Genomic DNA, 16691 nt, shown 5'->3' with positions numbered 1-16691 from the left:
GGTTTTTAGTGGTGAAAAATGCGGAGATCGGAATGCGGTTGAACTTTCAGATTTTGGATCCGGGTTTTTGCGATTGATTTGAAGGATTTTTGTTTCGTTTTGATTTCGCTGTCGCGTGGTAACGCGCAATCGAAAATCGAGAATCGAGAATCGAAAATTATTCAGAAGTTGGCGGTGATTTTGGGAGCCCCGGCTGGTGGCGCGCTGGCGAGGATGGTGTCGGGTTCGATGAGTCCGCGGAGGGTGGCGCCGGGGATCGCGGGGGAGCGGAGGGGGCGGAGGAGGACGGACTTGGCGACGGCGACTTCGGTGCGTGTGAGGCCGATGCGCTCGATCGCGGCGAAGAGCGTGCGGAGGCTGCGGACGAATTTTTGCGAGACGGCGGCGTCGGTGTTTGTGGCGGCGTTGTCGTCGATGTAGAGTCCGAAGCCGACGGGGCCGGGGGTGGCGGTGGTGGCGCGGTAGGCGTTGTAGGTGGCGGTGAGCGCGGCGAGGATTTCGGATGTGCGGGAAACGGGGCGTCCGTCGTCGTCGATGGTCATGAAGGTTTCCTGATAGAGGGCGACGGTTTCGCGGGCGCTGGTTTCGGAGATGCGTCCGTCAACGACCTTGCGGTGCTCGGGCGAGGGGATTTCGCTGGGAATGATTTGCTGGAAGAGGCCGCGGTGGTGGTGTTGCGAGAGGCGCTCGGCGTCGGTGGCTCCGCGGGCGAAGATGCCGACGTTGTAGAGGTGCTCCTTGGTGGCGCCGGTGATGCGGTTGGCGGCGTCGTTGCTGGCGAGATAGCCGGCGGTGGCCTTGCGCATGTTTTCCTCGACGGCGGAGAGTTCGAGGGATTTGTCGAAGGTGTTGGCGGCGATGTTGACCTGGACGAGTTCGGTGTAGAGATACATCCAGCTGCGGAAGTCGCTTGAGTAGATTTCGTTGAAGATGCTGCCGGCGGGGGGCGGGGTGTCGGTGTTGAAGAAATCGGTGGTGACCCGGAGGGTGACTTCGTCGTAAAGGGAGGGGAGGTAGGCGTAGGAGTTGATTCCCACCAGGGGAGGGTAGAGGGAGCGGCTCTTGATGGCGACAATGTTGACGGAGGGTTCGTCGATGGTGAAGAGGCCGGAGTTGATGGGGGCGCCGTCCATGCCGAGGATGTTGATGCCGCCGCTTTGGTAGAGGGTGCCGTTGAGGGTGATGGCGAGCGCGATGAGGTCAACTTGGTGCGAGGCGGAGATGTCGGGGACGGTGGCGAGGCCGTTCCAGGCGCGGATGTAGATGTCGCCCGCGGTGGGGGAGGCGGCGCCGTTGTCGGGGTCGTAGGAGAGGAGGGTGTTGTATTTGGAGATGGTGATGTCGCCGTTGAGGGTCTCGATGTGGATGCCGTTGCCGCCGACGGCGAAGATGGTGGCCCATTCGGCGTGGTCGGTGCGGGTGTTTTCGATGGTGATGGAGCTGCCGTTGCCGGTGGCGAGGAGCGTGCCGGTGAGGCGCATGGCGGCGCCGTCGTCGAAGTGGTAATACTGGTCGCCGGTGGTGGTGACTCCGGAGAGGTGGATGTCGCCTGCGTTGAGGATGTTGATTTGCGGGAGTTCGAGGTCGATGCCGAGGGAGGCGGCGCGTCCCTGTCCGTCGATGTAGAGGCTGCCGCCGCCGGCGTCGAAGGTGGTGTCGGCTGCGAGGGTGAGTCCGCCGGTGGAGGTGACGGTGGTGTTGTTGGTTTGGATGCCGCCGGTGTGGACGGTGGTCATGCCGGTGGTGCCGCTGGGGTTGTGGGTGTCGAAGGTGATCGCGGCTCCGTTGTCGGTGGCGCGGAGGAGGGAGGTGATGTTGATGTCGCCGCCGTCGGTGTTGTAGGTTTGCGCGCCGGTGGTTTCGATGCCGCCGTTGATGTCGATGGCTCCGGCTCCGGCGATGTTGATTGTGGCGAGGGGATTGCCCGCGCCGCCAAGGGCCGCGTTGAAGGTGACGCCCGCGCCCGCGCCCTGGATGTCGATTCCGACGGGGGCGGAGATGCGTCCGTTTTCGTCGAGGAACATGCCGCCTTGGACAAGGAGCGTGGTGTTGGGAACGACTAGGGCCGCGCCCGCATCGATGACGGTGGTGCCGGTGTCCGTGGCGGAGGTGGTGGAGAAGCGCATCGTGGCCCCGGAGCCGATGGCGAGGGTGCCGGTAACGTTGATGTTGCCGCCCTCGGTGGCGTGGGTTTGGTCGCCGCTGCTGGTGGCGTTGTGGAGTGTGATCGCGCCCGTGCCGGTGGTGGTGAGTTTGATTTCGCCCGAGGGTGTGGAGAGGTGGTTGGTGAGGGTGACGCTGCCGCCGTCGGTGGTGTTGACGAGGATGTTGCCGGTGGCGGAGGCGAGGTCGCCCGCGAGGGAGATGTCGTTTGCGGCGGTGAGGTTGATGTTTTTCGCGGCGGTGAGGGTGTTGGCCGCGCCGTCCGCTGTGATGGCGCCGACGGTGCCGGTGATGACGCCGGCGGAATTGATCGCGCCCTGGCCCGTGAGGAGCACGGTGTCGGTGACGTTGATGAGGATGTCGCCGGTGGAGGCGTTGGTGGTTTTGAGGAGGCCGGTGCCGGTGAGGGTGAGCGAGGTGTAGGTTTGGGCGGAGGAGGTGGTGACGTTGCCGATGGTGATGGCGCCGTTGTTGGCGGTGGCGGCGAGGCCGGCGTTGGCGGAGGTGATTTGCGCGGTGGAGAGGATGTCGCCCCCGTCGCTGGCGAGGGTGATGGCGTTGCCGGCGTTGAGCGCGCCGTGCAGTTCCATTCCGGCTTCGGCGGCGATGGAGAGCGTGCTGGCGACGGCGAGGGTGTTGCTGACGGTGGTGGCTAGAAAATTGCCTTTCGCGGTTCCGGTGAACGTGTCGGCGGAGATGATCGAGCCGGCGTCGGTGAAGGTGATGTCCGCGCCGGTGGCGGTGAGGGCGATGGAGCCCCTGGCGGGATTGGTGGTGCGGAGGGTGCCGGTGACCAGGAGGCTGGAGCCGGTGAGGGCGAGGGTGCCGCCGGTGATGACGGAGTGGAGGGTGAGGAGGCCGCCGGCGTCGGCAAGGAGGGAGCCGGAGCCGGTGTTGATGAGGTCGGTGAGGGTGATGTCGAGGGCGGCGGTGTAGGCTTGGTCGCCGTTGGAGGTGGCGGTGATGTGGAGGAGGGCGATGTTGCCGGCGGTGGAGGTCATCGTAATCGCGCCGTGGCCGGCGTTGGCGGCGGCGGTGATGTCGCCTTGGATGGTGATGTCGTTGTTGGCGGCGAGGGTGATGTTGCGCCCGGCGGCGAGGGTGTTGGCGGCGGCGGCGGTGGTGAGGGTGTCGGCGGCCATGTTGATGTCGCGGGCGGAGTCCACGGCTCCGTCGTCGCCGGTGATGAGGGTGGCGCCGGTGGTGGCGATGACGATGTCGCCGGTGGCGGTGTTGGTTGTCTTGAGGAGGCCGGTGCCGGTGAAGGAGCCGCCGGCGTAGGATTGGGTGCCGCCGCTGAGGACGCCGGCGGTGGTGATGTCGCCCGCGCCGGCGTTCATGATGACGTTGCCCGTCGTGGCGGTGATTTGCGCGGTTGTCGCGATGGCTCCGCCGTCCGCAGTGAGGTGGATGTCCGTGTCGTTGAAGACCGCGCCGTTGAGGGCGATGCTTGTGGCGCTGATGGAGATGAGGCCGCCGGCGTTGATGGTGTTGGCGGCGCCTTCGGTGAGAAACATCCCGCCCGTGTGGGTGAACTTGCCCGCGGCGTTCACATTTCCCGACTCGGTGAAGGTGGTGTTTTCGGAGGGGGGGGTGATGATGGTGATGTCGCCGGTGGCGGCGTCGAGCGAGGTGAGCGTGCCGGTGGCGTTGAAATGCCGGCTCTCGCTGCCGTTAATGACGTAGGTTTGCGCGCCGCCGGTGAGAACGTTTTTGGTTTCGATGGAGGCGACGGAGGATTCGACGCGGATGCCGTCGGTGCCTGTGACGCCGGATTTGACATCGCCGCGCAGGAGGACGTCATTATTGCTCCAGAGGTTGATGCCGCCGGAAGCGGATTCCATGTCGCCATTGAGGATGATATGCCCGAGGGGGTTGCTCATGACGATGGAGCCGGCGGCGATGATTGTGGCGAGGGAGCCGCTGGTGATGCCGGTTTGCGAGACGATCATGATCGTGCTGCCCGAGGTAAGCGCGCCGTTGAGGACGACGTCGTCGGAGGTTGCCTCGATTTTCACGGGGCCGCCGGCGTTGATGGTGTTGGCGGCGGAGTTGGAAACGAAGACGGCGGAGGTGGAGGTGAAGGCGGCGGCGGCGTTGATGAGGCCGTTGGTGGTGTCGGTGTGCACCATGATGGTGCTGCCGGTGCCGACGAGGGTGATGTCGCCGCCGATGGCGTTGGTGGTTTCGAGGGTGCCGGTGATGGTGATGTTGGAGCCGGTGAAGCTGAGGGCGTTGTCGGCGATGATAGTGGCGAGGGTGAGGTCGCCGCCGGCGTTGGCGGTGATGGAGCCGGCGCCGGCGTCGAGGATGTCGGTGAGGAGGATGCTGCCGGCGGCGGTGTAGGTTTGGTCGCCGTTGGAGGTGGCGGTGACTTTGATGAGCGAGATGTCACCCGCGGCGGAGGTGAGCGTAATCGCGCCGGGGCCGCCCGTGGAGGCGGCGGTGAGGTTGCCGTTGATTGTGATGTCGTCGGTGGTGGTGATGGCGATGTCGCGGGCGGCGTCGAGGGTGTTGGCGACGGCGGCGGTGGTGAGGGTGTCGGCGGTAATGTTGATGTCGCGGGCGGAGTCCACGGCTCCGTCGTCACCGGTGATGAGGGTGGCGCCGGTGGTGTTGATGACGATGTCGCCGGTGGCGGCGTCGGTGGTTTTGAGGAGGCCGGTGCCGGTGAGGGTGGTGGCGGCGTAGATTTGGGTGCCGGAGGTTTGCGCGTTGCCGAGGGTGATGTCGCCGTTGTTGGCGGTAGCGGCGAGGCCGGCGGCGGACGAGGTGAGCCGCGCGGTGGAGAGAATGTCGCCGGTTGTGCTGGTGAGCTTGATGTCGTTGACGGCGGTCGCGGCGCCGTGGAGTTGGATGTCGTTGGCGGTGGCGATGGTGATGGCGTTGCCGGCGGTGATGGTGTTGGCAGTGGAGGATGTGGTGAAGCCGCCGAGGGATGCGGTGGCGTTGAGCGAATTGGCGGCGGTGATTTGGCCGCCGGCTTCCGTGATGAGGATGCCGCGGGCGTCTATGTTGATGTTGCCGTGGGTGGCGTTGGTGGTCTGGAGGTGGCCGGTGCCGGTGAAGCCGGCGGAGAAATAGTTTTGCGCGCCGCCAGTGAGGACGCCGGCGAGGGTGATGTCGCCCCATCCCGCGTAGGCGGTGATGCCGCCGGCGCCGGTGGTGTCGGCGGTGATTTGCGCGGTGGCGGTGATGTTGCGTTCGTGGGCGTTGAGTGTGATGCCGCCGGCGGTGGATGTGAGCGCGCCGTTGAGCAGGATGTCGCCCTTGGCGCCTAGTCCGTCTTGCGCAATGGTGATGCCGATGTTGCCGGCGGCGGTGATGGTGTTGGCGGCGGCGGTGGAGAGGAAGGTGCCGTTGGCGGTGGCCGAGAGGGTGTCGGCGGAGTTGATCGCGCCGGAGTCGGCGAGGGTGATGCCCGCGTCGGTGGCGTTGAGGGTGATGGCTCCGTCGGAGGCGTTGGCGGTGGCGAGCAGTCCGGTGAGGGTGATTTGCGAGCCGGTGAGGGCGATGGCGGAGCTGCCTGTGGCGTTGACGACGGTGAGCGCGCCGCCCGCGGTGGCGGTGATGCCTCCGGAGCCGGCGTTGAGGGTGTTCGAGAGAAGGATGGAGCCGGCGGCGGTGTGGGTTTGGTCGCCGTTGGAGAGTGCGTTGATGTCGGTGAGGGCGATGTTGCCGGCGGTGGAGGTGAGGGTGAGCGCGGCGGAGGTGTCGAGGTTGCCGTTGAGCGCGATGTCGGTGAGGGTGGCGATGGTGATGTCGCCGACGGTGGTGATGGTGTTGGTTGTTGACGAGGTTGTGAATGAGTCGGCGGCGGCGGTAAGTTGCGCGGCGGAGTCGATGCGACCGTCGTCACCGGTGATGAGGGTGGCGCCGGTGGTGTTGATGACGATGTCGCCGTCGTTGGCGTAGGTGGTTTTAAGCAGGCCGGTGCCGGTGAAGGAGCCGCCGGCGTAGGCTTGGGTGCCGCCGGTGAGGACATTGCCGACGGTGATGTTGCCATTCGAGCCGGCGTCGAGTTCGACGGCGGAGGTGTCGGCGGTGAGCGTGGCGTTGGCGGTGATGTTGCCGCCCGCGGTGACGATTTGGATGTTGTCGTTGATGGCGGTGAGCGCGCCGTTGAGGGTGACGGCGTCGCCGGTGGCGGCGGTGGCGTGGACGGATATCCATTTGCCGGCGGTGATGGTGTTGGCGGAGCCCGCCGTGACGAGGGTCAGCGCGTCAACGTAGACGGCGCCGTCGGCGTTGATGAGGGCGTCGCCGGAGAGCGTCGCGGTGTTGTGGGAGAGGAGGCGGATGTCGCCGTCGGAGGCGTTGGTGGTTTCGAGGGTGCCGGTGATTGTGATGCCGCCCGTGCCGTGCATGGTTTCGTAAACCTGGCTGCCGGAGGTGGTGACGCCGGCGTTGACGGTGGTGTTGCCGTAGGAGTCGGTGAGGAGGGAGCCGGCGGTGGAGAGGATGTCGCCGTTGATGGCGATGCCGGCGTTGCTTGTGGCTGTGATGGCGATGTCGCCGACGGTCGTGATGGTGTTGGCTGCGGTTTCGGAGCGGAAGGAGGCGGAGGTGGAGGTGAACGCGCCGGCGGCGTTGATGAGGCCGTAATCGCCGGTGAGCAATGTCGCGCCGGTGGTGTTGATGACGATGTCGCCGTCGTTGGCGTAGGTGGTTTTAAGCAGGCCGGTGCCGGTGAAGCTGCCGCCGGCGTAGGCTTGCGTGCCACCGGTCAGGACATTGCCGACGGTGATGTTACCATTCGAGCCGGCGTCGAGTTCGACGGCGGAGGTGTCGGCGGTGAGCGTGGCGTTGGCGGTGATGTTGCCGCCCGCGGTGACGATTTGGATGTTGTCGTTGATGGCGGTGAGCGCGCCGTTGAGGGTGACGGCGTCGCCGGTGGCGGTGGTGGCGTGGACGGATATCCATTTGCCTGCGGTGATGGTGTTGGCGGAGCCCGCCGTGACGAGGGTCAGCGCGTCAACGTAAACGGCGCCGTCGGCGTTGATGAGGGCGTCGCCGGAGAGCGTCGCGGTGTTGTGGGAGAGGAGGCGGATGTCGCCGTCGGAGGCGTTGGTGGTCGCGAGGGTGCCGGTGATAGTGATGCCGCCCGTGCCGTGCATGGTTTCGTAAATCTGGCTGCCGGAGGTGGTGACGCTGGCGTTGACGGTGGTGTTGCCGTAGGAGTCGGTGAGGAGGGAGCCGGCGGTGGAGAGGATGTCGCCGTAGATGGCGATGCCGGCGTTGCTTGTGGCTGTGATGGTGATGTCGCCGACGGTCGTGATGGTGTTGGCGGCGGTTTCGGAGAGGAAGGCGGCGGAGGTGGAGGTGAACTTGCCGGCGGCGTCGACGAGGCCGTTGGTGGTGGCGGTGTGGACGAGGGTGGTGGTGCCGGCGGCGGCGAGGGTGATGCCGGCGGCGGCGTTGGTGGTGGCGAGCGTGCCGACAACGTGGATGTTGTTGCCGGCGGTGAAGCGCAGGTCGTTGCCGGCGGTGATGGTGGGGAGGGTGAGGTCGCCGCCGGCGGTGGCGGTGATGGAGCCGGCGCCGGCGTCGAGGATGTCGGTGAGGAGGATGGAGCCGGCGGCGGTGTAGGTTTGGTCGCCGTTGGAGGTGGCGGTGACTTTGATGAGCGAGATGTCGCCCGCGCTGGAGGTGAGCGTGATCGCGCCGGCGTCGCCCGTGGAGGCGGCGGTGAGGTTGCCGTTGATGGTGATGTCGTCGGTGGTGGTGATGGTGATGTCGGCGGCGGCGGCGATGGTGTTGGCGGCGGAGGCGGTGGTGAGTTCGCGGGCGTTGGCGGTGAATGAGCGCGCGGCGTCGATTTGGTTGTCGCCGGTGAGCAGTGTCGCGCCGGTGGTGCTGATGACGATGTCACCGGTGGCGGCGCTGGTGGTGCGAAGCTGTCCGCTGGCGGTGAGGCTGCCGGCGGTGTAGGATTGGGTGCCGCCGCTGAGGATGCCGGCGTTGGCGGTGATGGAGCCGGCGCCGGCGTTCATGATGACGTTGCCCGTCGTGGCGGTGATTTGCGCAGTTGTCGTGATGGAGCCGTTGTTCGCCGTGAGGAGGATGCCCGCGTCGTTGAAGACGGCGCCATTGAGGGCGATGCTTGTGGAGCTGATGGTAATGAGGCCGCCCGCAGTGATGGTGTTTGCCGCGCCGACGGTGGTGAACGCGCCGCCCATGGTGGAGGTGAACTTGCCGGCGGCGTTCACTTTGCTTGATCCGGAGAAGGTGACGCCTTCGGAGGGGCGGGCGATGATGGTGATGTCGCCGGTGGCGGCGTCGAGCGAGGTGAGCGCGCCGTTGGCCTTGAAATACCATCTGTCGCTGCCTTTAATGACGTAGGTTTGCGCGCCGCCGGTGAGGACGTTTTTGGTTTCGATGGAGGCGATGGAGGATTCGACGCGGATGCCGTCGGTGCCTGTGACCCCGGATTTGACATCGCCGCGCAGGAAGACTTGAGCGCGGCTTTGCAGGTTGATGCCGCCGGACGCGGATTCCATGTCGCCATAGAGGATGATGTGCGCGTTGGCGTTGCGCATGGTGATGGAGCCGTCGGCGGTGATGGTGGCGAGGGAGCCGCTGGTGATGCCGGTTTGCGAGACGATCATGATCGTGTTGCCCGAGGTAAGCGCGCCGTTGAGGACGACGTCGTCGGTGGTTGCCTCGATTTTCACGGAGCCGCCGGCGTTGATGGTGTTGGCGGCGGAGTTGGAAACAAAGGCGGCGGAGGTGGAGGTGAACGCGCCGGCGGCGTCGATGAGGCCGTTGGTGGTGGCGGTGTGCACCATGATGGTGCTGCCGGTGCCGACGAGGGTGATGCCGCCGTCGGCGGCGTTGGTGGTTTCGAGGGTGCCGGTGATGTAGATGTTGGAGCCGGTGAAGCTGAGGGCGTTGTCGGCGGTGATGGTGGGGAGGGTGAGGTCGCCGCCGGCGTTGGCGGTGATGGAGCCGGCTCCGGCGTCGAGGATGTCGGTGAGGAGAATGCTGCCGGCGGCGGTGTAGGTTTGGTCGCCGTTGGAGGTGGCGGTGACTTTGAGGAGGGAGATGTCGCCCGCGTTGGAGGTGAGGGTAATCGCGCCGGCGTCGCCGGCGGAGGCGGCGGTGAGGTTGCCGTTGATGGTGATGTCGTCGTTGGCGGTGATGGCGATGTTAGTGCCCGCGGTGATGGTGTTGACGGCGGCGGCGGTGGTGAAGGTGGTGGCGGCGGTGACGGTGATGTCGCCCCCCATGTCGATGAGGGCGTCCTCACCCGTGAGGGCGATGGAGCCGGTGGTGCTGGCGAGGACGAGGTCGCCGGAGCCGCCGAGCGTGCCGGTGAGCGTGATGTTGCCAGCGGCAAAGGACTGGGTGCCGGTGGTGGTGGCGTTGCCCAGGATGAGGGTGCCGCTGGCATTGACGTTTATGCCGCCCGCGCCGGAATTAAGGTCGGCAAGGAGTGACACAAATGAGACCGCGGCGGTGTCGATGATGATTGCGTTGTTTGCGTTGAAAACGGCGCCGGCGGGGAGTGTGATCGTCCCCGAGTGCGCGCCGGCGTTTGGAGGATAGTGGAGTTTGATGTCGCGGGCGGCGTCCACAATCGTGGTTGTTTCAAAGCTTATGGCAGGCGCTCCCCAACTGCCGTTGTAATTGAAGGTGATGTCGCCAGTGTCGGTGTCGGATGTGATGAATGTGCCGCGGGCGACGGTTCTCCACGATTCGTAATACTGTGCGCCGAAGGAGGCGATGGTGCCGCTGATGTTGAGGCCGCCGCGTCCGCTTATAATGCTGACCGAGCCGGCGGACGAGTCGATCGTGCCGTGCACATTGGTATACCATGCGGTGACGTAGGTGTAGCCCGAGGGCACCGGATTGGAGATGGAGATGTCGCCGATCGCGGCGATGGTGCCGCCTCCGAGCAGGGTGAAGCGTCCGGAGGTGGCGGAGAAGGCGCCCGCGGCGCTTACGTCCTTGATGAGGATGTCGCCGGAGTATTCGTCGGTGCCGGGGATTTTAACCAGTTGCTTGAGGGCGATGTCAGAGCCCGCGCCGGTGGTTTTGAGGGTGCCGCTGGTGGCAGTGAAGATGTTGTAGTAGGTGTAGGTTTGCGCGCCGTCGGTGGTGACGTCGCCCAGAGTCATGTCGGAGCCGGAGGTGGCGGTGAGCGCGCCCGCGGCGGCTGTGATGGCGGCGGTAGAAACGAGGCTGCCGCTTGAGACCAGCGTGATGTTGCCGGCGGTGGATTCGAGGTCGCCGTTGAGAACGAGGCCGGCGGCGCCGCCCGTGGTGATGTTGATGCCGGTGCCCGCCGTGATGGTGTTGGCGACGGTTTCTGTGGTGAAGCCGTCAACCCTGGATGTGGCGGAGAAAACGGAGGCGGCGTCGATGCGTCCGTCGCCCGTGACGAGGATTTTTCCGTTTGTGGCGTCGAGGGTGATGTCGCCCGCGGAGGCGCTGGTGGTTTGGAGCAGGTCGTTGAGGGTGATGAAGCCCGCGGTGAGGGAAACATTGGAGCCGGAGATGAGCCTGTCGAGGGTGAGGCCGCCGGGGGCGCGGAAGGTGGCTCCGACGGTGCTTATGGTGCCGGTGTGGGTGATGCTACCAGCGGTGGAGGTGTAGTCTTGGGAGCCGCCGCTGGTGACGTTGACGAGGATGATGTTGCTGGAGGCGGTGGCGGAGAACGATCCGTCGGCGGTGATGCCGGCGGTGGAGACAATGCTGCCGCTGGAGGCGAGGGTGATGTCGCCGGCGTTGGAAAGGAGGTCTCCGGCGAACATGATGCCGCCGGTCGATGCCGTGGAGGTGATGGCGATGCCTTTGGCGGCGGTGATGGTGTTGGCGGCGTCTTGGGAGACGAAGGAGGCGGAGGTGGAGGTGAATTTGGCGGCGGCGTTGATGAGGCCGTCGGTTGTGACGTTGTGGACGAGGGTGATGGTGCCGGTGGCGAGGAGTGTGATGTCGCCGTCGTCGGCGTTGGTGGTGGCGAGGGTGTTGGTGACGTAGATGTTGGAGCCGGAGAAGGAGAAGGATTTGCCGGAGGTGATGGATTCGAGGGTGAGGTCGCCCGTTGTGGCGGCGGAAACGCCGCCGGTGCCGGTGTTGATGACGGAGGGCAGGATGAGGGAGCCGCCGGCGGAGTAGGCCTGGTCGCCATTGGAGGTGGCGGTGATTCCGGAGAGGGCGATGTCGCCAATGGTGGAGGTGAGGGTGATGCCGCCGGAGCCGCCTCCGGCGGCGGCGGTGATGTCGCCGTCGAGGGTGATGTTGTGGTTGGCGGCGATGGTGATGTCGCCTCCGGCTTTGAGGTGTCCTGTGCCGGTAAAATAGTTAGCGGTAGAGTGCGATTGCGCGCCACCGCTCAACACGTCGCCAAGAGTGATCGAGCCTATTGCGCCGGCATTGGTTGTGACGGTGGAGTTAGTCGCGGAGATCAGGGCGTTGGATGTGATGTCGCCGCTCACTGCGTTGAGGGAAATGGCCCCGGCGGTGGAGGTGAGATCGCCATTGAGAATGATGTTGCCGACCACTCCCGCTGTGGTGATGTCGATGTCGCCGCCGGAGGTGATGGTGTTGGCGGCGGCGGTGGCGGTGAAGGTGGCGGCGGTGGCGGTGAATTGGGCGGCGGCGTCGATGCGGCCGTCGGCAGTGACGAGGATATCGCCGTATTTTGCGTTGAGGGTGATGTCACCGGCGGTGGACGTGATGTCGCCGGCGATCCCAATGCTGCCGTTGTAGATGGTGATGGAGATGTCGTTGCCTGCGGTGATAGCGTTGCCAAGTGTGATGCTGCCGTTATATGTGGTGGAGATGGAGATATCGGTGGCGGCGGTGATAGCGTTGCCAAGTGTGATGGCGCCTTCGAGGTTGTTGATGGCGATGGCTCCGGTGGAGGAGGTGAGAGCACCGTTGAGCGTGATGCCGCTCCTGCCGTCAATGGTGATGTTGCCGCCGGCTGTGATGTCGGAGTCAAAGGAAAGGGAGGAATGTATGGAGAGCAGGGTGATACTGCCGGTAACAGCGGTGAGTCCGCCGCCGAGGGCAATGCTGGCGCCTGAAATGGCAATATCACCCATTGCAGAGATGGTGTTCGCGGCGGTTTGCGTGACAAACTCACCGTCTGCGCGGACTGTAATTTTGCCCGCAGAGGCGATCGAGCCGAGATTATTGAGGAGAATTTCGGAATTGTTTTCGATCGTAATGTCGCCGGTCCCGGCGTTATATGTTTTGAGCAAACCTTTAATGTCAATCGTGCCGCCGGCATTATAGGTTTGCGAACCGCCCGAGATGACATCGCCCAGTTCCAAATACCCCCAGCCGCCGAATCCCCCGTCGATGCTGACACCATGCGTGCCGCTAATATCGGAGAATATCGTTCCAGTGCTGCGAAATGAAGATCCTGCTTTTACTGTAATGCCTCCCGTGGCGGAGGAGACGTTGCCTTTGAGAGAAACATTAGGGGAGGTGATGCTGATGGCCCCGCCGGTGGTGATGGTGTTGGCGGTATTCTCGGAAATGAAGACGCCGGAGGTGGCGGAGAACGCCCCGGCGGCGTTTATGAGGCCGTCGGTTGTCGGTCCGTCAACGAGCGTGATGGTGCCGGTGGCTTTGAGGGTGATGTCGCCGTCGGCGGCGTTGGTGGTGGCGAGGGTGTTGGTGACGTAGATGTTGGAGCCGGAGAAGGAGAAGGATTTGCCGGAGATGATGGATTCGAGGGTGAGGTCGCCCGTTGTGGCGGCGGAAACGCCGCCGGTGCCGGTGTTAATGACGGAGGGCAGGATGAGGGAGCCGCCGGCGGAGTAGGATTGGTCGCCGTTGGAGGTGGCGGTGATGCCGGAGAGGGAGAGGTCGCCGTTGGTGGAGGTTAGGGTGATGGCTCCGGAGCCCGCGGTTCCGGAGGTGAGGTTGCCGTTGACGGTGATGTCATATGTGGTGGCGATGGAGATGTCGTTGCCTGCGGTGATAGCGTTGCCAAGTGTGATGCTGCCGTTATATGTGGTGGCGATGGAGATGTCGGTGGCGGCGGTGATAGCGTTGCCAAGTGTGATGGCGCCTTCGATGTTGTTGATGGCGATGGCTCCGGTGGAGGAGGTGAGAGCACCGTTGAGCGTGATGCCGCTCCTGCCGTCAATGGTGATGTTGCCGCCGGCTGTGATGTCGGAGTCAGAGGAAAGGGGGGAATGTATGGCGCTCAGGGTGATATTACCGGTATCAGCGGTGAGTCCGCCGCCGAGGGCAATGCTGGCGCCTGAAATGTCAATATCACCCATTGCAGAGATGGTGTTCGCGGCGGTTTGCGTGACAAACACATCGTTTGAGCTGACTGTAATTTTGCCCGCGGAGTCGATCTCGCCGGAATTATTGAGGGAAATTCTGGAATCGCTTTCGATCATAATGTCGCCGGTCTCGGCGTCATATGTTTTGAGCAAACCTTTAATGTCAATCGTGTCGGCGGCATAATAGGTTTGCGAACCGCCCGAGATGACATCGCCCAGTTCTGATATCCGCCCCCCGCCGACGAGATCCTCGTTGATGCTGACACCATGCGTGCCGCTAATATCGGAGAATATCGTTCCAGTGCTGCGAAAGAAAGCTCCTGCTTTTACTGTAATGCCTCCCGTGGTGGAGGAGACGTTGCCTTTGAGAGAAACATTAGGGGAGGTGATGCTGATGGCCCCGCCGGTGGTGATGGTGTTGGCGGCGTTTTCGGAGAGGAAGGACGCGGAGGTGGCGGAGAAGGCCCCGGCGGCGTTTATGAGGCCATCGGTTGTCGATCCGTCAACGAGCGTGATGGTGCCGGTGGCTTTGAGGGTGATGTCGCCATCGGCGGCGTTGGTGGTGGCGAGGGTGTTGGTGACGTAGATATTGGAACCGGTGAATGAGAAGGATTTGCCGGAGATGATGGATTCGAGGGTGAGGTCGCCAGAGGTGTTTGCGAGGATGCCGCCGGTGCCGGTGTTGATCACGGAAGGGAGGATGAGGGAGCCTCCGGCGGAGTAGGTTTGGTCGCCGTTGGAGGTGGCGGTGATGCCGGCGAGGGAGAGGTTGCCGTTGGTGGAGGTGAGAGTGATGGCACCGGAGCCCGCAGTTCCGGCGGTGAGGTTGCCGGCAAGGGTGATGTTACCGGCGGTGGCGGTGATGGAGATGTCGCCGCCGGCGGTGATGGTGTTGGCGGCGGCGGTGGAGAAATCCGCCGTGTCGACGGTGACCGTGAAGTTGCGGGCTGACTCGATGCGTCCACCGTCGGTTAGGAACGAACTGCCGGAGCCCGAGGATATCGTGATGTTGCCCGCGGCGGCACTGGTGGTCTTGAGGAGTCCGGTGCCGGTGATTGTGGCAGCGGCGATATAACGGCCCTGATCGCCGGAGATGGTGTAGGTTTGCGCGCCGCCGCTGGTGACGTCGCCGACTGTCAGGCTGCCACACGCAACGGCGACCGAGACACCGTTTGTGCCGCCAATGTCCGCGATGAGGGGGGCGCTGATGACAGTTTCGCTATAGGATTCGGTCGTGATGCCTCCGCCTGTCGATGTTACGGTGCCGCCGATGTGGATATATCCGGTCAAGACGTAGAATGCCCTAATGTAAATGTCGCCGCCGGCGGTTATGGTATTGGTGGCACTGCTTGTCGTGAAGGTGGAGCCGTTTGCGGTGAATTTGCCGCCGGAGTTGATGAGGCCGGCTTCGGAAATCGTGGTGCCGCCGTGGGCACCTGATCCAAGGGTGATGTCGCCGTCACCTGAGTTTGTGATGAGGGGCGCACAAATGGAAAGGCCGATGGTGCTGATGTTGATGTCGCCGGCATTCGATATCATGGTGCCGCCAATGCTGACGTTTCCAGTGGCTTGCGGAGTGGCGATGCTTATGTCACCGCCCGCAGTGATGGTGTTTTCAAGGGAGGCGGATTCGAAGAATCTCGAGGTGGCGGAGAAGATGCCGCCAACATTGACCGCGCCCGCCCCGGAGAGAATCGTGTCGCGCGCGGCAAGCAGAATGAGGTCGCCGGCATCGGCGGTAATCGGGGAGTTGATGAGGATGTCGCTGCCGGAGTTGAGAGTGAGGGAGTAGGGATTGGTCCATGCGATGGCATCAGCGACGGTGATGTTACCGGTAAGGGTTTGGACGGTGACGTTGGCGAGTTCGAGTTGGGTGACGAGGTCGCTGGTGTTGAGATTCCAGTCGGTATCGCTGACGGGGGCGGTGAACACACTGCCGGGGATGACACCGGGGGTGGAGGCAGCAGTGGAGATGGTGAGGTTGTCAGGGTCGAGGAGGAGGGTGCCGGCGGAGCCATCGGCGGAGCGCAGGTCGGCGAGGCCGGTGTAGAGGAGGTTTTGCTTGCCGGAAACCTCGGCGAAACCGCCGCTCGTGAATCCGGTCGCGGAGATGCTGCCGTGGAAGCGGGTGGTTTCGTCGGCCCAGACTATCACCTTGCCGCCGGAGCCGCTGGTCGTGGCGTCGGCGCGGATGGCCGCGCCCTCGGCGACGTAGGTGGCGGTGGCGTTGCGGATGCCGGCGTTCGCGCCTTGGTAGTCGCCGCCGATGAGGACTTCGCCGCCGCCGTGCGCGCCGCTCGCGTCGATGATGGCGTTTTCATCGATGCCGATGTATTGGCCGGTGATTTCGACGCGACCGCCTTCGGTGTCGGCGCTGGCGGCGTCGATGGCGCCGCGGTTCCAGACTTCGCCGGAGCCCTGGCCGGCGAGTTCGACGTTGCGCGCCTTGATGACTCCGGAGTTTTGCACGGCCAACGCGTAGAGGTCGCCGGCGGCGAGCAGGGCGCGTCCGCCCTCCGCGTTGATGTTGCCGGCGTTTTCAACGCCGGCGGTGGCGGAAGCGGCGTCGGGCGTGGTTTTGGTGGCGTTGACAAAAACGTGCTCGCCACGGCGTCCGATCAGCACGTCGTCGCCGGCGGCGAGCATGACGAGGCCGGCGGGGGCGTTGAGGTTGCCGGTGTTGCGCACGTTCTGGCCGATGAGGTGGATGGCGCTTGCGTTGATCGTGCCTTCGTTGTGCACCTGGCCGGAGAGCCGCTCGAAGTTGTCGCGGCCGGCGAGGAAGTTGGCGTTGGAGAGGTTGCCCGCGGCGGCGTAGAACTGGCCGACGTCGATGGTGGCGTGCTGTCCGAAATAGATGCCGGCGGGGTTCACAAAATAAACGATGCCGTTGGCCTGGAGGCTGCCGAGGATCGAGGAGGGATCGCCGCCGGTAATGCGGTTCAATACGCGCGAGGTGTCCGTGGGCTGCACGAACTGCACGGTTTCGTTTCGGTCGATGTTAAACTTGGGATACTCGATGATGGCGTTGTTGCCCGCGGTGATCGTGGTTTTGTTGCCGTTGTAATCAAAGGAGGCCTCGCCGGAGACCACCGTGCCCACGGGCGTGTCGGCGCGGAGGCCGGTCGCGGGGAGGGTGAGGATGGCGGCGGAGAGGATGGCGCGCAGGGTGAAATCCGCTTCGCGTTTCAGGCGGCGGAAGATGCGGGCGGCGGTTGTGTTGCGCGTGTTCATGGGCGGGGCGAAGTTTTCGGTTAAATGAATTGGGGTGGGCAA

1 protein-coding gene is annotated in these 16691 nt (G+C 64.4%); it reads right to left on the bottom strand.

The window, feature by feature from the left end; genetic code table 11:
• Positions 1-161: 161 nt before the first annotated feature.
• Positions 162-16649, bottom strand: a complete 16488-nt coding sequence (locus M2447_RS03105) for a filamentous hemagglutinin N-terminal domain-containing protein (protein WP_277557357.1) — start codon at positions 16647-16649, stop codon at positions 162-164.
• Positions 16650-16691 lie beyond the last annotated feature (42 nt).

The sequence above is a fragment of the Ereboglobus sp. PH5-10 genome, assembly GCF_029504735.1.
Lineage (GTDB): Bacteria > Verrucomicrobiota > Verrucomicrobiia > Opitutales > Opitutaceae > Ereboglobus.
Note: the sequence above shows the minus strand (reverse complement) of the source record. Positions and strands in the feature narration are given on the sequence as shown.

What these genes read in the sequence shown, in the direction of transcription:
- M2447_RS03105 (WP_277557357.1), bottom strand. Translation starts at nt 16,649, where the DNA reads ATGAACACGCGCAACACAACCGCCGCCCGCATCTTCCGCCGCCTGAAA.